The sequence below is a fragment of the Ralstonia pickettii genome (assembly GCF_030582395.1).
In the GTDB taxonomy this organism is placed as follows: Bacteria; Pseudomonadota; Gammaproteobacteria; order Burkholderiales; family Burkholderiaceae; genus Ralstonia; species Ralstonia pickettii_D.
In genome coordinates this window covers 1,931,311-1,954,034 of the sequence record NZ_CP104381.1, presented here as the reverse complement: position 1 = coordinate 1,954,034, position 22,724 = coordinate 1,931,311, and the positions used below count along the sequence as shown (strand labels likewise).

General features: G+C 63.0%; 25 protein-coding genes. 14 read left to right on the top strand and 11 right to left on the bottom strand.

The window, feature by feature from the left end; translation table 11 throughout:
- The first annotated feature begins 2 nt into the window (after window positions 1-2).
- The 7 genes from N5B55_RS09420 to purF all read left to right on the top strand — a co-directional run bounded on the left by N5B55_RS09420 (window position 3) and on the right by purF (window position 7,034).
- Window positions 3-824 (top strand): DNA-methyltransferase, encoded by an 822-nt coding sequence (locus N5B55_RS09420; RefSeq protein ID WP_178960359.1) that lies wholly within the window; start codon window positions 3-5, stop codon window positions 822-824.
- Between the two features lie 14 nt (window positions 825-838).
- Window positions 839-1,636: a tryptophan synthase subunit alpha gene (gene trpA / locus N5B55_RS09415; protein ID WP_065856622.1), complete on the top strand. Its 798-nt coding sequence runs from the start codon at window positions 839-841 to the stop codon at window positions 1,634-1,636.
- A 30-nt stretch (window positions 1,637-1,666) separates the two neighbouring features.
- Window positions 1,667-2,539: an acetyl-CoA carboxylase, carboxyltransferase subunit beta gene (accD, locus tag N5B55_RS09410; RefSeq protein WP_065856620.1), complete on the top strand. Its 873-nt coding sequence runs from the start codon at window positions 1,667-1,669 to the stop codon at window positions 2,537-2,539.
- A 93-nt stretch (window positions 2,540-2,632) separates the two neighbouring features.
- Window positions 2,633-3,931: a bifunctional tetrahydrofolate synthase/dihydrofolate synthase gene (gene folC / locus N5B55_RS09405; protein ID WP_304538001.1), complete on the top strand. Its 1,299-nt coding sequence runs from the start codon at window positions 2,633-2,635 to the stop codon at window positions 3,929-3,931.
- A gap of 14 nt (window positions 3,932-3,945) precedes the next feature.
- Window positions 3,946-4,812 carry an SPOR domain-containing protein gene (locus N5B55_RS09400; protein WP_304538000.1) on the top strand — a complete coding sequence of 289 codons (867 nt, stop codon included), beginning with the start codon at window positions 3,946-3,948 and terminating at the stop codon, window positions 4,810-4,812.
- Between the two features lie 90 nt (window positions 4,813-4,902).
- Window positions 4,903-5,400 (top strand): CvpA family protein, encoded by a 498-nt coding sequence (locus tag N5B55_RS09395; protein ID WP_012762249.1) that lies wholly within the window; start codon window positions 4,903-4,905, stop codon window positions 5,398-5,400.
- 98 nt (window positions 5,401-5,498) lie between these two features.
- A complete protein-coding gene (purF, locus tag N5B55_RS09390) occupies window positions 5,499-7,034 on the top strand; it encodes an amidophosphoribosyltransferase (protein ID WP_012762248.1) in 1,536 nt (511 codons plus the stop codon).
- Between the two features lie 69 nt (window positions 7,035-7,103).
- On the opposite strand, the gene N5B55_RS09385 is transcribed toward purF, so the two are convergent.
- From N5B55_RS09385 to N5B55_RS09370, 4 genes are all read right to left on the bottom strand, one after another.
- Window positions 7,104-7,925 carry an ABC transporter permease gene (locus tag N5B55_RS09385; RefSeq protein ID WP_009240992.1) on the bottom strand — a complete coding sequence of 274 codons (822 nt, stop codon included), beginning with the start codon at window positions 7,923-7,925 and terminating at the stop codon, window positions 7,104-7,106.
- A 12-nt stretch (window positions 7,926-7,937) separates the two neighbouring features.
- Entirely contained in the window at window positions 7,938-8,900 is a 963-nt protein-coding gene (nodI, locus tag N5B55_RS09380) for a nodulation factor ABC transporter ATP-binding protein NodI (protein ID WP_304537999.1), read from the bottom strand.
- 151 nt (window positions 8,901-9,051) lie between these two features.
- Complete coding sequence (locus N5B55_RS09375) at window positions 9,052-9,252, bottom strand: glycine zipper 2TM domain-containing protein (RefSeq protein ID WP_004634401.1); 201 nt, start codon at window positions 9,250-9,252, stop codon at window positions 9,052-9,054.
- Between the two features lie 139 nt (window positions 9,253-9,391).
- A complete protein-coding gene (locus N5B55_RS09370; protein WP_009240990.1) occupies window positions 9,392-9,802 on the bottom strand; it encodes a PRC-barrel domain-containing protein in 411 nt (136 codons plus the stop codon).
- A gap of 190 nt (window positions 9,803-9,992) precedes the next feature.
- Between N5B55_RS09370 and N5B55_RS09365 the strand changes: the two genes are divergently transcribed.
- The 5 genes from N5B55_RS09365 (at window position 9,993) to N5B55_RS09345 (ending at window position 12,740) form a co-directional block, all read left to right on the top strand.
- Window positions 9,993-10,502: a phasin family protein gene (locus tag N5B55_RS09365; protein ID WP_304537998.1), complete on the top strand. Its 510-nt coding sequence runs from the start codon at window positions 9,993-9,995 to the stop codon at window positions 10,500-10,502.
- 261 nt (window positions 10,503-10,763) lie between these two features.
- Window positions 10,764-11,003: a hypothetical protein gene (locus N5B55_RS09360; RefSeq protein WP_065856609.1), complete on the top strand. Its 240-nt coding sequence runs from the start codon at window positions 10,764-10,766 to the stop codon at window positions 11,001-11,003.
- A gap of 149 nt (window positions 11,004-11,152) precedes the next feature.
- Window positions 11,153-11,488, top strand: a complete 336-nt coding sequence (locus N5B55_RS09355; RefSeq protein WP_304537997.1) for a hypothetical protein — start codon at window positions 11,153-11,155, stop codon at window positions 11,486-11,488.
- Window positions 11,489-11,731: 243 nt separating this feature from the next.
- Window positions 11,732-12,019, top strand: a complete 288-nt coding sequence (locus N5B55_RS09350) for a hypothetical protein (RefSeq protein ID WP_304537996.1) — start codon at window positions 11,732-11,734, stop codon at window positions 12,017-12,019.
- Between the two features lie 307 nt (window positions 12,020-12,326).
- Window positions 12,327-12,740, top strand: coding sequence for a GlcG/HbpS family heme-binding protein (locus N5B55_RS09345; RefSeq protein WP_009240985.1), 414 nt, complete (start codon window positions 12,327-12,329; stop codon window positions 12,738-12,740).
- A 194-nt stretch (window positions 12,741-12,934) separates the two neighbouring features.
- Here N5B55_RS09345 and hemP read toward each other — a convergent pair whose 3' ends face one another.
- The 4 genes from hemP to N5B55_RS09325 form a co-directional block, all read right to left on the bottom strand.
- Window positions 12,935-13,216: a hemin uptake protein HemP gene (gene hemP, locus N5B55_RS09340; protein ID WP_009240984.1), complete on the bottom strand. Its 282-nt coding sequence runs from the start codon at window positions 13,214-13,216 to the stop codon at window positions 12,935-12,937.
- Window positions 13,217-13,454: 238 nt separating this feature from the next.
- Window positions 13,455-13,865 (bottom strand): ExbD/TolR family protein, encoded by a 411-nt coding sequence (locus N5B55_RS09335; RefSeq protein ID WP_024975369.1) that lies wholly within the window; start codon window positions 13,863-13,865, stop codon window positions 13,455-13,457.
- Window positions 13,866-13,874: 9 nt separating this feature from the next.
- Complete coding sequence (locus N5B55_RS09330; protein ID WP_154207075.1) at window positions 13,875-14,603, bottom strand: MotA/TolQ/ExbB proton channel family protein; 729 nt, start codon at window positions 14,601-14,603, stop codon at window positions 13,875-13,877.
- Window positions 14,604-14,652: 49 nt separating this feature from the next.
- Window positions 14,653-15,309: an energy transducer TonB gene (locus N5B55_RS09325; RefSeq protein ID WP_304537995.1), complete on the bottom strand. Its 657-nt coding sequence runs from the start codon at window positions 15,307-15,309 to the stop codon at window positions 14,653-14,655.
- A gap of 514 nt (window positions 15,310-15,823) precedes the next feature.
- Between N5B55_RS09325 and N5B55_RS09320 the strand changes: the two genes are divergently transcribed.
- Entirely contained in the window at window positions 15,824-18,142 is a 2,319-nt protein-coding gene (locus N5B55_RS09320) for an AAA family ATPase (protein ID WP_304537994.1), read from the top strand.
- A gap of 82 nt (window positions 18,143-18,224) precedes the next feature.
- On the opposite strand, the gene N5B55_RS09315 is transcribed toward N5B55_RS09320, so the two are convergent.
- The gene (locus tag N5B55_RS09315) at window positions 18,225-18,566 is read right to left on the bottom strand and encodes a DHCW motif cupin fold protein (protein ID WP_154207072.1); all 342 of its coding nucleotides are present in this window, start codon (window positions 18,564-18,566) and stop codon (window positions 18,225-18,227) included.
- Window positions 18,567-18,935: 369 nt separating this feature from the next.
- Here N5B55_RS09315 and N5B55_RS09310 point away from each other — a divergent pair, with 369 nt between their 5' ends.
- On the top strand, window positions 18,936-20,204 hold the full coding sequence (locus N5B55_RS09310) for a dicarboxylate/amino acid:cation symporter (protein WP_012762231.1): 1,269 nt from the start codon (window positions 18,936-18,938) through the stop codon (window positions 20,202-20,204).
- 40 nt (window positions 20,205-20,244) lie between these two features.
- Here N5B55_RS09310 and murI read toward each other — a convergent pair whose 3' ends face one another.
- The gene (gene murI / locus N5B55_RS09305) at window positions 20,245-21,093 is read right to left on the bottom strand and encodes a glutamate racemase (RefSeq protein WP_304537993.1); all 849 of its coding nucleotides are present in this window, start codon (window positions 21,091-21,093) and stop codon (window positions 20,245-20,247) included.
- Between the two features lie 20 nt (window positions 21,094-21,113).
- On the bottom strand, window positions 21,114-22,649 hold the full coding sequence (locus tag N5B55_RS09300; protein ID WP_009240968.1) for a fumarate hydratase: 1,536 nt from the start codon (window positions 22,647-22,649) through the stop codon (window positions 21,114-21,116).
- Window positions 22,650-22,724 lie beyond the last annotated feature (75 nt).

Sequence of the window (22,724 nt, the reverse complement as noted above, 5' to 3'; positions counted from 1 at the left end):
GCATGACCGAGCGCGCCATCGACGGCATCTTCAACGAGGACTGCATTACCGGGGTCGGGCATCTGGCCGACGGCAGCGTGGACCTCGTCATCGCCGATCCGCCGTACGGGCTGGGCAAGGATTACGGCAACGATTCCGACAAGCTGTCGGGCGATGCCTACCTCGCCTGGTCCGAACGCTGGATCGATGCAGTGCGGCCGAAGCTGGCGCGCAACGGATCGCTCTACCTGTTCTGCACGTGGCAATACGCGCCGGAACTGTTCGTCATGCTCAAGCAGCGCCTCACGATGGTCAACGAGATCATCTGGGACCGCCGCGTGCCGAGTATGGGCGGCAGTACGCGCAAGTTCTCGTCGGTGCACGACAACATCGGCTTTTTTGCCGCTTCACGCGATTACTACTTCGATGTCGACGCCGTGCGCATTCCGTACGACGCCGAAACGAAGAAAGCGCGCAGCCGCAAGCGTTTCGAGGGCAAGAAGTGGCTGGAAGTCGGCTACAACCCGAAGGACGTGTGGAGCGTGTCGCGCCTGCACCGGCAAGACCCGGAGCGCGCCGAGCACCCGACGCAAAAGCCGCTGGAGCTGGTGGAGCGCATGATCCTGGCAAGCTGCCCGCCGGGCGGCCTGGTGCTGGACCCGTTTCTGGGCAGCGGCACCACGGCAGCGGCGTGTGCAAGGCTGGGCCGCCGTTTCGCCGGCTTCGAGATCAACGCCGACTACTGCCGCGTGGCACGCGAGCGCGTGGCCGCCGTACATGCCGCCGCGGCCGCCAACGCCCAACCGACTGAATCGCAGGCGCCTGAGACCATCAAGGTCGCCTGAAACCTGATCCCCCTATGTCCCGCATCGCTCAAACGTTCTCACAATTGTCCGCACAGGGCCGCAAGGGCCTGATTCCGTTCATCACGGCGGGCGACCCGTACCCCGAAATGACGGTCGACCTGATGCACGCGCTGGTCAAGGGCGGCTCCAACGTCATCGAACTGGGCGTGCCGTTTTCCGACCCGATGGCGGACGGCCCCGTTATCCAGCGTGCTTCGGAGCGCGCATTGGCAAAGAAGGTCGGTCTGCGCACGGTGCTGGAGTATGTGCGGGCATTTCGCACCACCAATTCGACCACCCCGGTGGTGCTCATGGGTTACGCCAATCCGATCGAGCGCATGGGCGTTGAAGCCTTTGCCAAGGCTGCATCCGAAGCGGGCGTCGACGGCGTGCTTGTGGTCGACTATCCGCCGGAAGAGTGCGAGGCCTTTGCCAAGACCATGCGCGCCGCCGGCATCGATCCGATCTTCCTGCTGGCGCCCACCTCCACGGAAGCACGCATCGCGCAGATTGCACGCGTGGCGAGCGGCTACATCTATTACGTCTCGCTCAAGGGCGTGACGGGCGCGGCCACCATCGACCTGGACGCGGTGGCTGAGCGCATCCCGCAGATCCGCCAGCACGCGCGGCTGCCGGTGGGCGTCGGTTTCGGCATCCGTGATGCGGCAACTGCACGTGCCATCGGCGGTGTTGCGGATGCGGTGGTCATCGGATCCCGCATTGTGCAACTGCTTGAGGAGGCACCTCGCGAACAAGCGGTACAATACTTGACTGATTTCATCGCGGAGATTCGTCAGGCGCTCGATGCCTGATCTCGGCGACACTGCATTCAAGGAGCACGCATGAGCTGGCTGGACAAACTGCTTCCGCCCAAGATCCAACAGACCGACCCGTCGCAGCGCAAGGGCATTCCCGAAGGCCTGTGGGTCAAATGCCCGGCTTGCGAGTCGGTGCTGTACCGGACCGACGTCGAGGCCAACCTGCACGTCTGCCCGAAGTGCGATCACCATATGCGCATCGGCGCCCGTGCCCGCCTGGACGCACTGCTGGATGCCGAAGGCCGCTATGAGCTGGGCCAGGAGATCGTCCCCGTCGACGCCCTGAAGTTCAAGGACACGAAGAAGTATCCCGACCGCATCAAGGCGGCGATGGACGACACGGGTGAAACCGACGCCATGGTCGTGATGGGCGGTGCCATTCACGCGCTGCCGGTCGTTGTGGCCTGCTTCGAGTTCGAATTCATGGGCGGCTCGATGGGCTCCGTGGTGGGCGAGCGTTTCACGCGCGGCGCACAGACGGCGCTGGAGCAAAAGGTGCCGTTCATCTGCGTGTCGGCCACCGGCGGTGCGCGCATGCAGGAAAGCCTGCTGTCGCTCATGCAGATGGCCAAGACGACGTCGATGATCCAGAAGCTGGCGGAAGCCAAGCTGCCGTTCATCAGCGTGCTGACCGATCCGACGATGGGCGGGGTGTCCGCCAGCTTCGCCTTCATGGGCGACGTGGTGATCGCCGAACCGAAGGCCCTGATCGGCTTTGCCGGGCCCCGCGTGATTGAGCAGACCGTTCGCGAGAAGCTGCCGGAAGGCTTCCAGCGCGCCGAGTTCCTGCTGCAGAAGGGTGCGATCGACATGATTGTCGACCGCCGCAACATGCGCCGCGAGATCGCCGAGCTTCTGGCGCTCCTGCAGAAGCAACCGGCCGACGCGCTGGCCTGATGCTGCACACCTGTTGAACCGAAGCGCGGGCGAGAGTCCGCGCTTCTTGTTTTTGCGCGGCCTGTTTTCCTAATGCCGTGCCACCTATTTCGCATGCCTACATTCAACACGTTGCCCGACTGGCTGATCCACCTGGAAAGCGCTCACCCGGTCGGTATCGACATGGGGTTGGACCGCATCAGTCGCGTCCGCGATGCGCTCGGGCTGGAATTCCAGTCAGTCGTCTTCACGGTGGGCGGCACCAATGGCAAGGGCTCGACCTGCGCGATGCTGGAGGCGATCCTGCTGGCGGCCGGCTACAAGGTGGGTTGCCATACCTCGCCGCACCTGATCGACTTCAACGAGCGCGCACGCGTGAATGGCGAGATTGCCACCGACGCGATGCTGCTGCCGCACTTCGAGGCGGTGGAACGCGCGCGTTGCAGCTTTCCTGAGCCCGTCAGCCTGACGTACTTCGAATTCACCACGCTCGCGATCATGCAACTGTTCGCCAGCGCGGGTCTCGACGCGGTGATCCTGGAAGTCGGCCTGGGCGGCCGGCTGGATGCGGTCAATATTGTCGATACCGATTGCGCCGTCATCACGAGCGTCGATCTCGACCACATGGCTTACCTTGGCGACACCCGCGAAGCGATCGGCTTTGAGAAAGCCGGCATCTTCCGCGCTGGCAAGCCGGCGATCTGCTCTGACCCTGTACCGCCCATCTCCCTGGTCAAACACGCTGAAGCGATTGGCGCGGACCTCTGGCTGATCGGCCGCGATTTCAATTTCCAGGGAGACAAGCAGCAGTGGGGCTTCAGCGGACGCGGGCGCCGTTGGCCGAGCCTGGGCTATCCGGCATTGCGAGGCGCGAACCAGTTGCTGAATGCCTCGGCGGCGTTGGCTGCGCTGGAATCTGTGCGCGATCGGCTGCCGATCTCGGCGCAGGACGTGCGATTGGGGCTGTCGCATGTGGAATTGCCGGGGCGCTTCCAGGTGTTGCCGGGCCGTCCGTCCGTTGTCCTGGACGTGGCGCACAACCCGCACGCGTCGGCAGCGCTGGGCCAGAATCTCGAGAACATGGGCTTCTACCGCTACACCTATGCGGTGTTCGGTGCGATGCAGGACAAGGACATCGCGGGCGTGCTGAGCCACATGCTCGACAAGGTCGATCACTGGTGCCTGACTGACTTGCCCACGACGCGCGCCGCAAGCGCGGCTAACCTGGCGGGGGCGCTGTCCGATGCCGGTTTCCGCGCCGGCAAGGATTCGAGCGTGAGCACATTCAGCGATCCCGCCACAGCCTACCGCAACGCCATGGAGCGGGCGACTGAGGATGATAGAATCGTGGTCTTCGGATCGTTCTACACCGTTGCCGGCGTGCTGGCGGAGCGCAAGCGTCGCGCGCACTAAACCCCGGGGCCCTCATGGGACTGTTTTCCATCTTCTCCTCCCGCAAGAACGCTGAAGGCGAACGCACGCGCGGCGCAGCCGCAGGCAGTGCTGCCGATGTGGCCCGCGATGCGGTGCGTGGTTCGCGCGCATCGGCGAATGCCCGCAGCCGGGCGTCGCGTCGCACCGACGATGACGACGACGGCCTTGACCCCGAACTCCCGCAAAAACAACGTGCTCGCCGCCGCCTGATCGGTGCAGTTGTGCTCGTGGGGGCCGCAGTGATCGTGCTGCCGCTCATCTTCGATGCCAAGCCGCGACCTGTGACCGATGCCGTAGCCGTGCAGATACAGGGTCAGCCGGTTGATCGCGGTGCAAAGCCGTCGACCGATGAACCGAAGGTCGCCAGCCGGCGTTCCGCTCCGCGGACGTCAGGTTCGTCGACAGATCAGGCGCAGGCGCTTGACCAGGGCGAAGAGGTGGTTGCCAGCACGGATGCGCCGGCGGCTCAGGATGCCCCTGCCGCAGCCAAGCCTGCGACGCCTCCTAAGACGGTCGCGAGCGTGACGCCGGTCGCTGAGTCCAAGCCCGCAACGAAACCCGCCACATCGGCCGCTCAGCCCGCCCAGCCCGCCCATCAAGCCGCGGCGCCGAGCACCGATGCCAATGGCGGCAAGTTCATCCTGCTGATCGGTGCCTTTGCCTCCGAAGACCGTGCCCGCAATTGGCTGGGCAAGCTCAAGGGCGAGAAGATCCCTGGTTACATCGAACACAAGAAGGTGCCTGAGAAGGGCGATCTGGCCTTGCTGCGCGCGGGGCCGTTCAACGATCGGGCATCTGCGGAAGCGGCGCAGAAGCGCGCCGAACAGATCGGCCTGACGCCCAAACTCGTGCAGCAATGACGATGCGGTCGAACGTGTACTCAGCGCACCCGTCTGGCTCGCTGATTCATCGTGCCGCAATTCGCCACAGTCAATCCAAGCCGCTGTCCGATGCAACCGACTTTTTTTGACTACGGCGTGCTGTTCATCATCGTCACGTCGGCGCTGATCGGGCTGTTTCGTGGGCTGATTCGCGAGGTGCTGGCGCTGCTGGGGTGGTTGTTTGCGGCTTGGGTGGCATACACGTTTTCTGGCGTGGCGGCCGGCTGGATGCCGGAAACGCTGCCTGGCGGCCCGGTCGCACGCACTATTCTCGGATTCGTCCTACTGTTTATCGTGACGGTGATTGCAACGTCGCTGGTGGGTGCGCTGCTTTCGGCGGTGTTGGCCAGTGCGGGGCTCAAGCCGGCGGATCGCGGCCTGGGGATGGTGTTCGGGTTGGCACGCGGTGGCGTGATCATCCTCGTGCTGATGACGGTGGCCGGCTTTACCAGCCTGCCGGAGCAACCGTTCTGGCGCGATGCGATCACGCGGCCCTATGCGGAGCAGGCAGCACAAGCTGCCAAGCCGTTGTTGCCACCGGATGTCGCAAAGTATGTTCACTATTGATCTGGAGCGTCTGGCCACAAGCTAGGCGATTCGGGAAGCTTCTTCGGCGCCCGCAACGGGTGTGGGCGCCACCAAATACGTTCTCGCTGGAGTTCGACATGTGCGGTATCGTTGGGGTGGTCTCCGCCACGCCCGTCAATCAGCTGATCTATGACAGCCTGTTGCTCCTGCAACACCGGGGGCAGGACGCGGCGGGCATCGCCACCGCATCAGGCAGCACTTTCCACATGCACAAGGCCAACGGCATGGTGCGCGACGTGTTCCGCACGCGCAATATGCGCGGTCTGCCGGGCACGAGCGGCATCGGCCAAGTGCGTTATCCGACCGCGGGTTCTTCCAGCGAGGAAGAGGCTCAACCGTTCTATGTCAATGCGCCCTTTGGCATCGTGCTGGCACACAACGGCAACTTGACGAACTCGGATCAGCTTCGCGAAGAGATGTTCCGACGCGATCGCCGTCACATCAATACGCAGTCCGACTCCGAAGTGCTGCTGAACGTGCTGGCCGACGAGCTGCAACGTGCCAGCAACGATATTCCGCTGAATCGCGATTCGATCTTCACGGCGGTGGAAGGCCTGCACCGCCGCGTGCGCGGTTCGTACGCCATTGCTGCTGAGATCTCGGGCTACGGCGTGCTGGCTGTGCGCGACCCGTTCGGCATCCGCCCGCTTGCACTGGGTAGCCAGGAAACGCCAGAGGGCCGCATCGAATACATGGTTGCTTCGGAATCGGTCGCGCTGGAAGGCATTGGCTTCAAGTTCGAGCGCGATGTGGCGCCCGGCGAAGCCATCTTCATCGACCTAGAAGGTAACCTGCACACCAAGCAATGCGCTGCCAACCCGGTGCTTTCGCCGTGCATTTTTGAATACGTCTATCTGGCCCGTCCGGACTCGCGCATGGATGGTGTGTCGGTGTACGACGCGCGCCTGCGCATGGGCGATTACCTGGCCGAGAAGATCAAGCGCGAGGTGACCGACAGGATCGACGTGGTGATGCCGATTCCGGATTCTTCCCGTCCGGCCGCCATGCAAGTGGCCAACCACCTGGGCGTGCCGTACCGCGAAGGTTTTTTCAAGAACCGATACGTGGGCCGCACCTTCATCATGCCGGGCCAGGCCGTGCGCAAGAAATCCGTGCGCCAGAAGCTCAACGCCATGGCCATCGAGTTCAAGGACAAGAACGTGCTGATCGTCGACGACTCCATCGTGCGTGGCACGACGTCGTCCGAGATCGTGCAGATGGCGCGCGATGCCGGTGCGAAGAAGGTGATCTTCGCTTCAGCTGCGCCGCCGGTGAAGTTCCCGAATGTGTACGGTATCGACATGCCAACGCGCGGAGAACTGGTCGCTTATGGCCGCACGCACGAAGAGATTGCCAAGATCATTGGCGCAGACCAACTCGTGTACCAGGACGTGGAAGACATGAAGCGTGCAGTGCGCGACGTCAATCCGGCGCTGAAGGATTTCGATGCGTCATGCTTTGACGGCAAGTACGTGACCGGTGACATTGACGAGGCGTACCTGGATCGTCTCGAGGCCGCGCGCAACAATTCCGCCAAGGCTGATCGTGAAAACGCGCAGAACGATGATCCGCGCACGCAACTGCACCTGCAGCGCTCCGCCGTGAACGAGTAAATCTCGAACGCAGCAAACGAAAAGCCCGTCATTACGACGGGCTTTTTTGTTGGGCGTTGCTATCGCGCCTTACTTGAGCATGCGACGACGCAGCAGCCAGAGACACAGCAGCAGGGCGCCGACGGCGTACAGGAGCAGCACGCCAAGGTGTAGTGGGATGTTGTCGGGCGTGCGGCCGAGCATCAGCGGGCGGATCAGGTCCACCGCGTGAGGCAGTGGCAGTACGCTCGTCGCCGCGCGCACAGGCGCTGGCAATTGCGACAGCGGGAAGAACACGCCCGAGAGCAGCATCATCGGCGTGATCACCAGCGTCTGGTAGAACATGAAGAAGTCGTAGTTGGGCGCAAGCGCCGTCATGTTCATCGCCAGGCAGGCAAAGGTGAAGCCGGTCAGCACGATGACGGGCAGGGCAAGCAGCGCCTGCGGCATCGATGCATAGCCGAGCGCGCCCGCGACGAGCATGATCGCCAGGCCGGAGAGCACCGACTTGCTGGCCGCCCAGAACAGCTCTCCGAGGACCACGTCGCCCAGGCTCAGAGGCGCGTACAGAATCGCCTCCCACGTACGTTGCACATGCATGCGCGAAAACGCGGAATACATCGCCTCGAAGCTGGCTGACATCATCGTGCTGGACGCCACGGTGCCGGCCGCCAGGAATGCGATATACGACACACCGTCAACGCGCCCGACCAGCAGGCCCAGGCCGAGCCCGAGACCGAACAGGTAGATCATCGGGTCGGCCAGGTTGCCGGCCATCGATGGAATGGCCAGCTTGCGCCACACCATGAAGTTGCGCAGCCAGACGTACTGCCAGTTGCGGAAGTTGAGCGGCAGCAGCGGCTGCGGAAAGGCCTGTTTTTGCGTGGGAGTGAGTGCGGTTTCAGTGGGCATGTGCGGGTTCTCTCAGTCACGCATTTCGCGGCCGGTCAGGCGCAGGAACACATCTTCGAGATTGGCTGGGCGATGCAGATAGCGCAGGCCCGGCATGGTGTGGGTTTCTGCCTGCGCGCGCAGTGCGGCTACCAGCGGCTGTGGATCGCGTGCGTAGCAGAAGAGCGTCTCCCCACTGATTTCCACGCGGTCGGCCAGCGGTGTGAGCAGCGTGCGAAAGGCGTTGAGATCGTCGCCGTAGACTTCAACCACGTCGCAGCCAATTTCGCGCGCGATGAGTTCCTGCGGCTTGCCTTGAGCGATCTTGCGACCGTTGTCGATCACGCAGAGTTCATCGCACAGGCGCTCGGCTTCTTCCATGAAATGCGTGGTCAGCAAGATGGTTTTGCCAGCAGCGAGCAACGAGCGCAGGCGCTCCCAGATCAGGTGCCGCGCTTGCGGGTCGAGGCCTGTGGTGGGCTCGTCCATGACGAGGATGTCGGGATCGTTGATCAGCGCGCGCGCGACCGTCAGCCGCCGCTTCATGCCGCCCGAGAGCGCGCGCACGGGTGCATCGGCTTTCTGTTCGAGCCGCGCAAATTCCAGCAGGGTGGGAATGCGTTCGCGAATGGTCGCCGCTGACAGGCCAAAGTATCGCCCGAAGATGCGCAGGTTTTCCGAGACGGAGAAGTCGGGGTCCAGATTATCGAACTGCGGCACCACGCCCACGCGCATGCGTGCACGGTGCGCGGCTTCGGGGACGGGCTCGTCGCACAGTCGCAGCCTGCCCGCATCGGGCATTGTCATGCCCAGCAGCATGCGTAGCGTGGTGGTCTTGCCGGCCCCGTTGGGGCCGAGCAGGCCAAAGCACTGGCCGCGTCGCACGTGGAAACTGAGGTTGTCGACGACCGTCTGATCACCGTAACGTTTGCGCAGGCCCTCGACGCTCAGGATCGGTGTGGTGCTCACGCCAAAACCCTCTTGCTCGTATCGCACATTGCCTCCGTTGCAAAACGCCGATTATGCGCCGGCATTTGCATATGCGTATGAGGGGAATGTGCGATGGCATGGCGCCGCTCTCAGCCAACAAAAAGGGCCAGGCGTCATCGCCTGGCCCTGCCTGCAGCGCACATGCGGCGCGCGCGATTTATTTCGTCACTGCGTTGCCGACTACACCACCCAGTGCGGCACCGCCCAGCGTAGCGCCTGGACCACCCCAGATGGCCGCCCCGGCGACACCACCTGCGGCTGCGCCCAACGCGGTATTGCGCTGCTTTGGCGTCATGTCCGCGCATCCGCTGACGGATGCCAGTGCGGCCGCCAGAATCAAGGATACGAAGGCACGCATAACGAGCTCCTTTTGTCGTTTGTGTTCCTCTATTGAAGGTCTTGCGCGCCGTTATGTGCAGGTGACGTTGCCTGAAAGGCGTGTCAGCCAATTCCCACAGTTCCGGCGCAGCTTCCGGCAGCAAAGTTCCCGCCGATCATCAGGCCTTGGCGGGCTTCTGCTGGCGCTCGTATTTGAACTCCGGCAGCGCCTTGATGGCATCCTTGGTAGCGCCAGGCAGCACGATCTTGCCCTGGTCGTATTTGAACTGGTTCACAGGGATGGCGACGTCGTGGCGCCCCACGCCAACAAAGCCGCCTGCTCCGACGATCGCAAATGAGACGGCGTTCTCCGGCGTCACGATTAGATCCTGAACACTGCCGACCTTCTCGTTGGCTTCGTTGTAGATGGTCTTGCCCAGCACTTGTTTCTTCACACTCACGCCCTTAATGACCGCGTCCAGTTCGGTCACGGATACACCGAGTGCGGCGTGGCCCGCGACTTGCGAGAAAGCCTGCGGCGCGGCAGCAATGGAAGCGGTAGCGATCAGGGCAGCAGCGAGACGTTTCATCGTGACTCCATGGTCTGGTGAAAGATGCGCTCGACTCTAACGTGCACGTGGCCGCCGGCGCAGGCGAGTGCGTCCGATATGCCTGTAGGACAAACGGGTGATGTCACGGAAATCGGCTCGGCACGCAACTACACTGAAACGCTCGGCTCATTGTGGCCGTAATCATCGACCTCACCAGGGAGCAACCGACATGATGACTTTGGAGCAACTCGGCGTTCTGCAGCGATCACAACTCGAAACCTGGATGGCTGTCACTGACGAAGCGGTCAGCGGCGTCAATCGTCTGATCGGGCTCAATCTGCAGGCCATCAAGGCGGGGCTCGGCGAGACGGAGCACTGCCTGCACGAAGCCGTTGGCGCGCAAGACGCGGGCGAATGGTGGAACGCTCAAGCGCGCTATCTGCAACCCGCTGGGGAACGCGTCTCAGGCTACACGCGCAACTTTGTTGAAATTGGTGTGGAGACGCAAAACGGAATCGCTCGTGCGTTGCAGCGCCATGGTGACGAAGTCCGCCGCCAATGGGGTTTCGTTGCCGAAAATTTTGTGGACGCCGCGCCTCCTGGAGCCGAGGCGGCGGTGAATTTTTTCAAAGCATCTGTCGGCCTTGAAGTGGCAGCGGCCGAGGCGACTGAAGAGGCCGGCGCGAGCCGAATCCTAATGCCAAGTGACGTGGGCGCCCTGGACACCACGACACGCTGAAGCTCCTCTGTCCGGGTGAGACGCGTCGGCGTGTGCCGACAGTCATTTCGGTACAGTCCTACAAAACGGTACGGGCGGAGATCGACATTCCGCCCGTGCGCGCCTCTCTACACTTCCTACATGCCTATCAACCATGTAGGAGGTCATCATGTCCTATCTCGTTGCGTGGCTCTTGGGTGTTCCCGCGCTTGTGTTGCTGGTGATCTGGCTGTTCGTGCATTGACGCGCAGCTTCGCTTACCCCATACAACCCGGAGGACACATGACTTTCCGAGACGACTGCAAAATCGAGGTATCTGCCTATGAACTCTCGCCGCAAGCCTGGCGCGCCGAAGTCGGTATTCTTCGCGTCAGCGATGGCGAGACCCTGTTAGCCCGTACGACGGTGCGCGAATCGGCCAACACGTATCCGAGCGCCGCCAGCGCCCTGGAAGCCGCCCGCGCGTATGCCGAAGCGATGATCGCCTCTGGCGAGCTCGACTGCAGCACCGCGCTGAACTGATGCCGGTGTCCGTATGCTGAGACGGCGTTGCGTTACGTTCTGTTACTAATTCGCCAGCGCCGTATCACCTGTGTTAGCGGCCCTGAATACAATACAGAGACGTATTTCGTGCCGGCTACGGATTTGCCCGGCGCTTCAAGCTGCAGGTGATGAAGATGATTCGACGCAATGTGCTGTGGATTGCAGGTGCTGCCGCACTGTCAGCGCTGGCCGTGCCGCAGATGGCGTCGGCGCACGTGAGCGTCGGCATCGGGTTTGGCGTGCCGGTGGCACCAGTGTATGTTGCCCCCGCACCGGTGTATTACCCGCCGCCGCCGCCGGTTTATTACGCGCCCCCGCCGCCCCCTGCTTATTACGCCCCGGCACCGGTCTATTACGGCCCGCCTGTCTATGGTCCCGCACCGGTGGTGGTGGGCGCAGGCTGGTACCGGTGGGGTCCGCGTTACCGCTGGTACGACGGCCGTCACTGGGGACACTGGCGTTAAGCGCTCGATCTGAAAATGGGCTCCTTCGGGAGCCCATTTTCTTTGCCGGCATGCAGGTTTTGGCACGGTAACTGCGTGGAACAAAACGTCGGATAGGCGCCCCTCCAGCACCGTGACAAAGCGGCGCGGTGCAGAACTGGCATCCCGCCTATCCGGTCGATATGACGTCCGCATGAATCAAGCGGATACGTGTGCCGCAGCGGCGCACGCCATGTTCGCAGTGTCATGACCGAAGGAGTTCCTATGCAAGACACCAAGCAACGCATTGCAAAGCGCACCCTGATTGCAACCGCCGGCGGCCTGGCCTTGGCGCTGGGCGCGGCGGTCGCGCACGCCGGCTCGATCGACCCGTATCAGCCCACCCACAAGGTGAGCCGCGCCGACCCTTATACCGATGGGGCCAAGGTCAATCGTGCCGACCCCTACACCGATGGCGCCAAGATGGGCCGCGCCGACCCCTATACGGACGGGGCAAAGGTGGGCCGTGCCGACCCGTACACCGACGGCGCCTGCAGCGATCGCAAGCAATAAAGGGAGAGCGGCAGAGGCGCTGCCGCATCGCAACATCAAGCCCGGGCGATACCCGGGCTTTTTCTTTGTGCATCTTTCTGACGCGCGCCCCGTGCTAACGTCGGCCCGCAACGGCCCAGAAACGCCGCCGTACGGCGCAAACGGAACGCTCCTCAACCATACTGAAGCGCAGGAATGTATCGACTCTTTTGCGTCATTGGTTCAGGAGCGTGTCGTGGTAGCCGTCGATGGCAATGGCATACTTTTGCCTGATACGGGCTTTGCGCAGCCCTTGCGCCTTTGCATTACAACCACCAAGGAGAACGTCATGAAAACAAAACCGTGCCTGTGCCAGGACGATGTCACCAAGATCCTGGATGCTGCCGAGAAAGAAGCGCGCGCGCACCAATGGAACGTGACGATCGCGGTGGTGGACGATGGCGGGCATCTGATGGGCCTGCGTCGCATGGACGGCTGCGCCACGATCTCGGCGTACATCGCTCCGGAAAAGGCGCGTACGGCAGCGCTGGGCCGCCGCGAGTCGAAAATCTACGAAGACATCATCAACAACGGTCGCATCTCGTTCCTGTCGGCGCCGCATCTGCAGGGCATGCTCGAAGGCGGTGTGCCGGTGATGGTGGAAGGCGCGTGTGCCGGTGCAGTGGGCGTGTCAGGCGTGAAATCGACCGAGGACGTCGTGATCGCCAAGGCGGGCATTGCCGCGCTGCACGTGATCTGCTGATCTGCAGTCACGCAAGACGAACCAACAGAGAGAAGGGCGCGGCAGCAGTCGCGCCCTTTTTCTTTGGGCGCGCACGATGCGGGCAAAGAACGGCGTGGCTGGCGTTCGTCCGGCAGTGCGAAATGACGACGGCTGGCTACGGCCGAATGTCTCCTGAGAGAGACGTCCCCACAAAAGCCGTGCGTGCTGCGGTGTTACTTGGTCAGGATCAACTTGCCGAAGCGCGTCACGCGGAGCGTGTAGACCGCGCCGTTGTGACGGATCGCCACCGCGTTCTGGCCGGCAAAGAGTTGTTCGGAAGTCATCATTCGCGTGTCCCCGATGGCGGTGGGAATGTCGCGAACAGCTTCGGATGCAGTCGATGCGGTAGACGTTGCGGACGCGGCATTCAGATCAGCGGGGCGCTTGCGGGCCACGATGACGTGGCGACGGCGGCTCACGGTACGTCCTGCGTCTTGGTGTTCGGAAGCGTTCATGGCGATGTCCTGGCGGGCGGAAACATGGGCTGAGACGTGGGCTGGCAAAAGGATGCCAGCGAATCCGAAATAGATTAAATGAGAATAGTTATCATTACAAGTGCAGGCTGACGATGTGCTGAGCCCGGCCGGAAAAACAAAACCGGGCGCGAGGCCCGGTCGTGTAGAAGTGCTGCGATAGCCGTGCCGCCGCCCGCGTTCCGCGAGAACGGAGGTCGAGCAACGTGGTGATGCCGTCTTAGTGCTGCGGCTCCGTTACAAAGCCGATGCGCGAGAGGCCGCCGCGCTGGATGGACGCCATCACTTGCGCCACGCGCTCGTAGCGAACATTGCGGTCTGCGCGCAGGTGCATTTCCGGCTGCGGCTGTTGCTGCGCGGCTTGAGCGATGTCGGCCTGCAGCGTCGCCTCGTCCACGGGCTGGTTGTTCCAGAACACCTGGCCGTCTGCGTTGATCTCGACGTTCACGCTTTGAGGCTTGGCGTCGTCGGGCTTGTTGGACGCGCGCGGCAGGTCGATCTTTACCGCGTGGTTGATCACCGGAATGGTGATGATGAAGATGATCAGCAGCACCAGCATGACGTCGACCAGCGGCGTCATGTTGATCTCGCTCATCACCTCGTCGTCGCTGTCGAAAGATCCGAAGGACATAGCTGCTCCTTACTGCTGCTTGACCGCAGTGAGGCGCACGCCGGCGTCGTCGCGCGAAGCGCCCGGGCGCAGGCGCGCGCCGGTCACGAAGTAGGCGTGCAGGTCGTGCGCAAAGCGGTTGAGCTTGGCGATGATGGCCTTGTTGCCGCGCGTCAGGGCGTTGTAGCCGAGCACCGCGGGAATGGCCACAGCCAGGCCGAAAGCCGTCATGATGAGCGATTCGCCCACGGGGCCGGCCACCTTGTCGATGGTCGGCACGCCCACTGCGCCGATACCGAGCAGGGCGTGATAGATGCCCCACACCGTGCCGAACAGGCCGACGAACGGCGCGGTCGAGCCCACCGATGCCAGGACGGCCAGCCCCGATTGCATCTGACCCACCGACTCGTCGATGGCGCTCTTGAGCGAGCGCGTGATCCAGTCGGAAATATCCATCACATCATGCAGCTGCGGCTGGCTGGCGCGGTGATGCTGCGCGGCTTCGCGGCCTGTTTGTGCGAGCGTGTGGAACGGGTTGTCCTTGGGCGAGCCAAGCGTCTGCATGGCGTGATCAAAATCGTCCGAATGCCAGAAACGCTTTTCAGCGCCTTGCGCCATCGACTTCAGACGCACGATGTCCCACGCCTTGGTGAAGATGACGATCCACGAGGCGAGCGACATGATGAGCAGCAGAATCGCCGTGGCGCGGGTGACGATGTCGCCTTGTGTCCAGAGGTGGGAAAGACCGAGTTCCTGCATGATGAATATCCTGAATTGAGCGAGAGGCTAAGCGAAAAGCGGAATCGAATTAGTTGTCGAGCTTGAAGACGAACGGCTTGCTGGCCACCACAGGCACGGCGCGGCCGTTCTGCTTGTACGGACTGCACTTGATGGCGCGCGCGGCATCGGCGGCAGCGCGGTCCAGGCGAGGCGAGCCGGACGACGACGTGACCACAACATTGGTGACCTCACCGGCCGTGCCGATGGAAATCTTGACCATGGCGCGGCCTTCCTCGCCCATCTTCTGCGACATGCTGGGATAGACGAGCGGTGGTTCGCTGCACTGGATGTCGTTGATGCCGATGCTGATGGGGCCGGACGGCGCCGGTGCCGGCGCGGGCGCGGGTTCTGGAGCCGGTGCCGGCGGCGTCGGCGGGGTGGCGGGCACCACCGGGGCGGTGTCCGACGGCGGCAATGTAGGCGTCGGCATCGGCGTCGGCTTGGGTTGCGCGACCGGCTTGACGATGTTGACGGGCTTGGGCGCCTCCTGCTTGACCGGCTGCTGCTTCGGCGGCTCCGGTTGCTTGATCGGCTGAGGCGCAGCCGGAATGATGTGCGCCTGGATTTCCAGCGGTTCTTCGACGGTCGGGCGCGGTGCGATCAGGCCCAGCTGAATCAGCATCAGCACGCCCGCGTGCAACAACAGCACGACCACCAGAATCTTGAGAGTACGAGGGTGAATCATCAACGACCGGGAATCGAAAGCAGAAAAAGGGAATGCGATGCGATGGTGGTGGGATGAACAACGAAAGCGGCGCAGCGTCAGCGCTTGCCGAAGACGATCAGTGAAATCCCAATGCTGATGAGCAAACTCAGGAGCAATTCCATGGCGCCTAGCGTTGAAGCCGGCGGGGTCCCCGCCAGCGTGACAGATATTGTAGGCCTGCAACTGCAACAGTGTTGCGACAACCGAGCACGGTTTGCGTTCAGCCTATTGTGTCGATAGGTGAAGTATAAACGATAATGATTCCTATTTGCGAAGAAATTCCCTGTTTGGAGGGGTGGCAATCACGTCCAGACGGCTGATGGCAAAAACCTGCCTGTGCAGGCGGTCGGCCATTTCAGGCGCTGCAGGCTCGCAACTTGCAAAGACACGGGTCGACCCGGGGTACGCTGTGCGCGCAAACGCGCTAGGATGAAAATCATTCAAACACGGTGACCGGCCGGCCAACCGTGAAACGGGGAAGAAGGGGGCGACCATGGATGAAGCCAACCTCAACATGGACGACGCTGACGACGATGGCACGTTCGTCCCCACGGGCGGCAGGCAACCGCAGGCGCTGCTTTCGTCGCTCGATTCCATGTGCGCGCAATTTGCGCTGCGTACGGTCTGTGCGATGGGCCTGCGCTTCAATCTGCGCACCAACATCAACGACATCCTGACCGTTTGCGCGCCGGAGCTGATCTGGCCTGTCACGGTCATCCAGCGGCTGCAGCGCTTCTTGTCTGCACGCTGCGCCGACATGCCGGGCTGGCGCGCTGTCGGCAAGCTCGACCTGCCTACGTTCATGGACCGCCACGGCCAGTGGAGCAGCGCCTTTGATGAAAGCTCGCTGTTCTATTACCTGGACGAATACGTCAAGCATCACGCCAAGGACATGTTCACCGTGTTCGGCGCGTCGTGCGATGCGCTGGGCGAGCGGCTCTCCGGCGAGCGTGTGCTGCTCGTTGGCAACATCGACATGCTCGCCCGCGTGCTCGGGCTGCCGCCGCATGAACGCGCGCTGCTGCTGTTTGCCTCCCTGGTGAAATACAAGCGCGACCTGCGCGCGGTCATGGTCGACTGCAAGGTCGCGCACAGCCAGGAAGCGTTCCAGCTGCTCGCCAGCCTGGCGGGAGCGAGCACGGCGGAAGTCGCGGCGTCATTGCGGCCGGGTTCGCGGCTGGAGACGCTCGGACTCATCGAACCGCCGCTGCCCGAGAACAGCGTCACCGACCTGGGCGATCTGATGCGTATTTCGGACCGCCTCCTGCACGTGCTGCTGGGCGACTACGCCAGCGAGGCGGACATGATGGCCGTCTTCACGCGCCCGGCGCCGCCGACCATGCTGTCTCAGTCCGACTACCCGCATGTGGAAACCGATGCACGCTACCTGACTGCGCTATTGGAGAACGCATCGCAGCAGCGCGCCTCGGGCGTGAACATCCTGCTGTACGGCGCGCCCGGCACCGGCAAGACCGAACTCGCCCGCGTGCTCGCGCGCGATGCCGGCTGCGAGTTGTACGAAGTCGATTGCCTCGACAAGGACGGCAACAGCCTCACGGGCAAAGATCGCTACCGCTCGCTGCAGGTGTCGCAGGCGTTCCTGCGGGGGCGGCCCCGCGCAGTGCTGCTGTTCGACGAGGTGGAAGACGTATTCCCCGGCCCGACGCGTGAGCTGATGAGCCTCTTTGGCCACGAGGAGCCGCGTGGCTCCGTCAACGGCAAGGCGTGGGTGAACCAGACGCTGGAGCAGAACCCCGTGCCGGTGATCTGGGTGTCGAATTCCATCCGGCAGATCGACCCGGCGTACCTGCGACGTTTCCAGTTCCACCTTGAGCTGAAGGTGCCGCCGCCGACGGTGCGCGAGAGCATCATCCGCAAGCATCTGGAAGGGCTGGAGGTGTCGGACGCCTTCATGGCCAAGTTGGCAGCGCGCAAGACGCTCACGCCAGCGCAGATCGATTCTGCCGCGCGCTTCGCGCGCCTGACCCAGCCAGCGATGGAAGAGCCGGCCGAATCGCTGATCGAACGCCAGCTCGACCACGCCGATCAGGCGATGGGCTTGCGACCCGAGGTGCAGGCGCACCGCGTCGTGACCGAATACAAGCTGGACTATCTGAACCTGGAAACGCGGTTTTCCGTCGAGCGCATCATCGAAGCGCTGCGCGCGCGGCGACGCGGCACGTTGTGCTTCTACGGGCCGCCGGGCACGGGCAAAACGGTGCTGGCCGAGCACATCGCGGCGCAGCTCGATATGCCGTTGATGATTCGACGCGCCTCAGATTTGATGAGCAAGTACGTCGGCGAAACCGAGCAGCAGATCGCCGCGATGTTCTCGCGCGCCGAAGAGGAACGCGCACTGCTGCTGCTCGATGAGGCAGACAGCTTCATGCAGAGCCGACAGGGGGCCGTGCGCAATTACGAAGTGTCAGAAGTCAACGAGATGCTGCAGGGCATGGAGCGCTTTGACGGCATCTTCATCTGCACGACCAATTTGTTTGATCGGATCGACGAAGCGGCGCTGCGGCGGTTTGCGTTCAAGATCCGCTTCAAGCCGCTTGTGCGCGCTCAGCGGGAGCAAATGTTCATTGCCGAGGCGCTGGGCGGCAAGGCCGACGCGCTCAAGCCTGTGTGGCGCGAGATGTTGGCGTCGCTGGACATGCTGACGCCTGGGGACTTCGCGGTGGTCAAACAGCAGTCTGTGCTGCTGGGCGAGATGCTTGACCCGGAGTCCTTCCTCGCGCAATTGCGGCAGGAGCATTCCATCAAGCCCGAGTTGCGCGAGCGGCGCTCCATCGGATTCACACCGCGCTAACCATACGCAGCTACGGGCCGCCGCAAGCGGCCCGAGCAGATGCCACCGGATCGATTGGAGCCACGTCGGCGACGGGTGTCGATCAGTCGACGATGAATAGCCGGGCGCCGTTCCGGGTGTATGACTGATGCGCCTCGGCATCGTCACCCACCTGATAGCTCATGCCTGGCGTGAGAGTGAACTTGCGGCCGTCTTCCAGCGTGGTTTCCAGCTCGCCATCCAGGCAGAAGAGGATATGGCCCTTCTTGCACCAGTGATCCGCCAGGTAGCCCGGGGTGTACTCGACCATGCGCACGCGGATGCGATTCGACTCGTCGCCAAAGTAGCGTGTTCGCCAGATCGCCATGCCGGTCTCGCCGGCGTGTTCGGTGGCTTCAACGGTGGACCAATCGGTCGTGCCGAACGCGAAGGGCGCCATTTTCATCGCGGGACTCCGGTGGGTGAGTTGAGTCCAAGATGGTATCAGCCGCCCGCGTGATGCGCGCTCCGCATTCGGTGTGCCGTAAGCGGCGCTTGTTGGTACTCCCCGACGGTATTGCGCGGCGCTCAATAATCCACTCGCCTCGTGGAATTCCGCCGCCCATGCGGCATTGCAGCAGGCAGGCGATGGCGCCATATCAATGTATGCAGAAATTGCATGACGCTATGCAACATCGACATAATGATCGCCATGCGCTTCTCTAATATCGTCGCTTTTTACAAAGCATGACGAACTTGGGCCGGCCCTTGGCCCCATGAGATCTGCGTCTGTCGTGCGCCGTCCCTCCGGCCACGATATCCCTTGGAGAAAGTCTTGAACACCAAACGTCTGACCTCCCACATCGGGCTGGCAATGCTGCTGGGCATTGCCGTCGGGTGGGGCTGCCACGAATACGCCAAGGACGCTGCGGCGGCCAAGGACATCGCTTCGTACTTCAGCATCATCACCGACATCTTCCTGCGCATGATCAAGATGATCATTGCGCCGCTGGTGTTCTCGACGCTGGTGACCGGCCTGGCGAGCATGAGCGGCGGCCGTTCGGTCGGCCGCGTGGGCCTGCGCGCCATGATCTGGTTTGTGTGTGCATCGGCTACGTCGCTGGCGCTGGGCATGCTGCTGGTCAACTTCTTCCAGCCGGGCATGCACATGAACCTGGCGCTCCCGGACGTATCGGCCACGTCGGGCCTGAAGACAGGCGACTTCACGCTCAAGGCGTTCATCACGCACGTGTTCCCGCGCAGCATCGTGGAAGCCATGGCCACCAATGAGATCCTGCAGATCCTGGTGTTCTCGCTGTTCTTCGGCGCCGCGCTGTCGACGATGAAGAACCCGATGGAGAGCGTGATCGGCCGCGGGCTGGAAGAGCTGACCAAGCTGATGTTCCGCATTACCGACTATGTGATGCGCTTCGCGCCGCTGGGCGTATTTGCCGCCATGGCCGCTGCAATCACGGTGGAAGGCGTGGGCGTGCTCGTGACCTACGGCAAGCTGATCGGCGAGTTCTACCTGGGCCTGGCGCTGCTGTGGGCGATCCTGTTCTTTGTCGGCTATGTGCTGCTTGGCCGCTCGCTGGGCCGTCTGCTGGGCCTGATTCGTGAGCCGACCATGCTGGCGTTCGCTACGGCCAGCAGCGAATCGGCTTACCCGAAGACGATGGAAGCGCTGGAAAAATTTGGTGTGCCCAAGCGCGTTGCCAGCTTCGTGCTGCCGTTGGGGTATTCGTTCAACCTGGATGGCTCGATGATGTATCAGGCGTTTGCGGTGCTGTTCATTGCGCAGGCGTACAACATCGAAATGAGCTTCACACAGCAGGTGACGCTGCTGCTGGTGCTGATGCTCACGAGCAAGGGCATGGCGGGCGTTGCACGCGCTTCGCTGGTGGTGGTGGCGGCCACGCTGCCGATGTTCCATCTGCCCGAAGCCGGTCTGCTGCTGATCATCGGGATCGACCAGTTCTTCGACATGGGCCGCACGGCCACCAACGTGATCGGCAACAGCCTGGCCACGGCTGTGGTGGCGAAGTACGAGCCGGCCGATGAAGAAAGCGAGGCCGAAGTCGCCGCGCAGCCGAACCTCGGCTGAGGCCCAAGGTAAAAACGCCACCTACCCAGGTGGCGTTTTTTTATTCAGCTTGCGAAGAGAGGGAGGTCGCTGCAGGGGGGAGCGGCGCATCGCCAATGTCGACGCGCTGCGCCATGGGCGCCTCTCCTAGCAATGCAGCCACCATGGCTTGCAGCGGAAGCACGTCGCCGGTGCTCATGAAGCGCGGCGAAGCAGCCTGGCCCGACGCGTGCAATCCCGCCGCCGTAAGCGTGCGCCCGAGATGACGCGCGACCGCATGGCCGGTGTCGATCAATGTCAGCCGGTCGCCCGCAATCTCGCGGATGGCATCTTCCAGGAATGGGTAGTGCGTGCAGCCGAGCACCAGCGTGTCGGCATGCGCGTCCAGCATGGGCTGCAGATAGGCCCGCAGCAGTTCAAGCACCGCAGGCGAGTGGGTATCGCCGCGCTCGATCAGGGGGACGAGGCCGTAGCCAGGTTGGCTCAGCACCTTGCAATCGCCGGAGGCAGCCGCCAGCAGGCGTGCAAACTTCTCGCTGCGCAGCGTGCTTTCGGTCGCGAGCACGCCGATCACACGGCTCTTCGACGTGGCAACCGCTGGCTTCAAGCCGGGCTCGACGCCAATCACCGGCACCGCGAGCTTTTCCCGCAGCACATGTACAGCCTGCGCCGTGGCAGTGTTGCAGGCGATCACCAACGCCTTGCAGCCTTGGTCGACGAGCCATTCGCACACACGGAGCGTGCGCTCGGCAATGAATTCGGGAGATTTTTCCCCGTACGGGGCATGGCGGGAATCCGCCAGGTAGAGAAGCGATTCAGCCGGCAGTTCGGCGCGAATCGCGCGCAGGACGGAGAGCCCGCCAAGGCCGGAATCAAAGACCCCGACCGGTGCCTGCGCGCGTGTCGTCATATTGAATGTGAATGAACGGATCAGCCCGCTGCGACCGGAATCTTGCCGATCTTCGCTTGCCATTCCGCCGGGCCGGTCTTGTGGACCGACGTGCCCGAGCTGTCCACCGCGACGGTGACAGGCATGTCCTTCACATCGAATTCGTAGATGGCTTCCATGCCCAGGTCTTCGAACGCCAGCACCTTCGAACCGCGGATGGCCTTCGACACCAGGTACGCCGCGCCGCCCACGGCCATCAGGTAAGCCGACTTGTGTTTCTTGATGGACTCGATGGCGACCGGGCCGCGCTCGGCCTTGCCCACCATGGCGATCAGGCCCGTCTGGGCGAGCATCGTCTCGGTGAACTTGTCCATGCGGGTGGCGGTGGTCGGGCCGGCCGGGCCCACGACTTCATCCCGCACCGGGTCAACCGGGCCGACGTAGTAGATCACGCGGTTGGTGAAGTCGATCGGCAGTTTCTCGCCCTTGGCCAGCATGTCTGCAATGCGCTTGTGTGCAGCGTCACGGCCGGTCAGCATCTTGCCGTTGAGCAGCAGCGTCTGGCCCGGCTTCCACGAGGCCACTTCTTCCGGCGTGAGCGTGTTCAGGTCGACGCGCTTCGACGTTTCCGTATTCGGTGCCCACTCGACCTTCGGCCATTGCGACAGGTCCGGCGCTTCCAGCTTGGCAACGCCGCTGCCGTCCAGTGTGAAGTGCGCATGACGTGTGGCGGCGCAGTTCGGGATCATGGCGACCGGCAGGTTGGCGGCGTGCGTCGGGTAGTCCAGGATCTTCACGTCGAGCACGGTGGCCAGGCCGCCCAGGCCTTGCGCGCCAATGCCCAGTGCGTTGACCTTCTCGTACAGCTCGATGCGCAGTTCTTCAGCGCGGTTGCTGGGGCCGCGGGCGATCAGGTCTTGAATGTCGATCGGCTCCATCAGGGCTTCCTTGGCCAGCAGCATGGCCTTTTCAGCCGTGCCGCCAATGCCGATGCCCAGCATGCCCGGCGGGCACCAGCCGGCGCCCATGGTCGGCACGGTCTTGAGCACCCAGTCGACGATCGAGTCCGACGGATTCAGCATCACGAACTTCGACTTGGCCTCCGAGCCGCCGCCCTTGGCTGCGACGATCACGTCCACCGTGTCGCCCGGCACGATCGACATGTTGATCACGGCCGGGGTGTTGTCCTTCGTGTTGGTGCGCTTGCCGGCCGGATCAGCCAGCACGCTTGCGCGCAGCTTGTTGTCGACGTCGTTGTACGCGCGGCGCACGCCTTCGTTGACCATGTCTTCCAGGCTCATCGTGGCGTTGCCGTTTTCGCTTCCCCAGCGCACGTTCATGCCGACCTTCAGGAACACGGTGACGATGCCGGTGTCCTGGCAGATCGGGCGCTTGCCTTCTGCGCACATGCGGCTGTTGGTCAGGATCTGCGCGATGGCATCCTTGGCCGCGGGGCTCTGTTCCTGCTCATAGGCGCGGCCCAGAGCAGTGATGTAGTCCATCGGGTGGTAATAGCTGATGTACTGCAGGGCGTCGGCAACGCTCTGGATGAGGTCTTCTTGACGAATGACGGTCATGGTGGGGGACCAACGTATAGGAATGAAAAGCCGGTGCGGCAGGGCAGTGCTCTGTGGCCTTCACTCCCTGCCTGT

Bases quoted from the DNA above. Each gene is read 5' to 3' on its own strand.
- N5B55_RS09385 (WP_009240992.1), bottom strand. From the start codon at position 7,925: ATGCCCACTGAAACCGCACTCACTCCCACGCAAAAACAGGCCTTTCCG.
- N5B55_RS09330 (WP_154207075.1), bottom strand. From the start codon at position 14,603: ATGCAGGAACTCGGTCTTTCCCACCTCTGGACACAAGGCGACATCGTC.
- N5B55_RS09325 (WP_304537995.1), bottom strand. From the start codon at position 15,309: ATGATTCACCCTCGTACTCTCAAGATTCTGGTGGTCGTGCTGTTGTTG.
- N5B55_RS09360 (WP_065856609.1), top strand. From the start codon at position 10,764: ATGACTTTCCGAGACGACTGCAAAATCGAGGTATCTGCCTATGAACTC.
- folC (WP_304538001.1), top strand. From the start codon at position 2,633: ATGCCTACATTCAACACGTTGCCCGACTGGCTGATCCACCTGGAAAGC.
- murI (WP_304537993.1), bottom strand. From the start codon at position 21,093: ATGACGACACGCGCGCAGGCACCGGTCGGGGTCTTTGATTCCGGCCTT.
- N5B55_RS09370 (WP_009240990.1), bottom strand. From the start codon at position 9,802: ATGAAACGTCTCGCTGCTGCCCTGATCGCTACCGCTTCCATTGCTGCC.
- accD (WP_065856620.1), top strand. From the start codon at position 1,667: ATGAGCTGGCTGGACAAACTGCTTCCGCCCAAGATCCAACAGACCGAC.
- N5B55_RS09315 (WP_154207072.1), bottom strand. From the start codon at position 18,566: ATGAAAATGGCGCCCTTCGCGTTCGGCACGACCGATTGGTCCACCGTT.
- N5B55_RS09345 (WP_009240985.1), top strand. From the start codon at position 12,327: ATGAAAACAAAACCGTGCCTGTGCCAGGACGATGTCACCAAGATCCTG.
- hemP (WP_009240984.1), bottom strand. From the start codon at position 13,216: ATGAACGCTTCCGAACACCAAGACGCAGGACGTACCGTGAGCCGCCGT.
- N5B55_RS09355 (WP_304537997.1), top strand. From the start codon at position 11,153: ATGAAGATGATTCGACGCAATGTGCTGTGGATTGCAGGTGCTGCCGCA.
- trpA (WP_065856622.1), top strand. From the start codon at position 839: ATGTCCCGCATCGCTCAAACGTTCTCACAATTGTCCGCACAGGGCCGC.
- N5B55_RS09395 (WP_012762249.1), top strand. From the start codon at position 4,903: ATGCAACCGACTTTTTTTGACTACGGCGTGCTGTTCATCATCGTCACG.
- N5B55_RS09365 (WP_304537998.1), top strand. From the start codon at position 9,993: ATGATGACTTTGGAGCAACTCGGCGTTCTGCAGCGATCACAACTCGAA.
- N5B55_RS09300 (WP_009240968.1), bottom strand. From the start codon at position 22,649: ATGACCGTCATTCGTCAAGAAGACCTCATCCAGAGCGTTGCCGACGCC.
- purF (WP_012762248.1), top strand. From the start codon at position 5,499: ATGTGCGGTATCGTTGGGGTGGTCTCCGCCACGCCCGTCAATCAGCTG.
- N5B55_RS09420 (WP_178960359.1), top strand. From the start codon at position 3: ATGACCGAGCGCGCCATCGACGGCATCTTCAACGAGGACTGCATTACC.
- N5B55_RS09350 (WP_304537996.1), top strand. From the start codon at position 11,732: ATGCAAGACACCAAGCAACGCATTGCAAAGCGCACCCTGATTGCAACC.
- N5B55_RS09335 (WP_024975369.1), bottom strand. From the start codon at position 13,865: ATGTCCTTCGGATCTTTCGACAGCGACGACGAGGTGATGAGCGAGATC.
- N5B55_RS09375 (WP_004634401.1), bottom strand. From the start codon at position 9,252: ATGCGTGCCTTCGTATCCTTGATTCTGGCGGCCGCACTGGCATCCGTC.
- N5B55_RS09320 (WP_304537994.1), top strand. From the start codon at position 15,824: ATGGATGAAGCCAACCTCAACATGGACGACGCTGACGACGATGGCACG.
- N5B55_RS09400 (WP_304538000.1), top strand. From the start codon at position 3,946: ATGGGACTGTTTTCCATCTTCTCCTCCCGCAAGAACGCTGAAGGCGAA.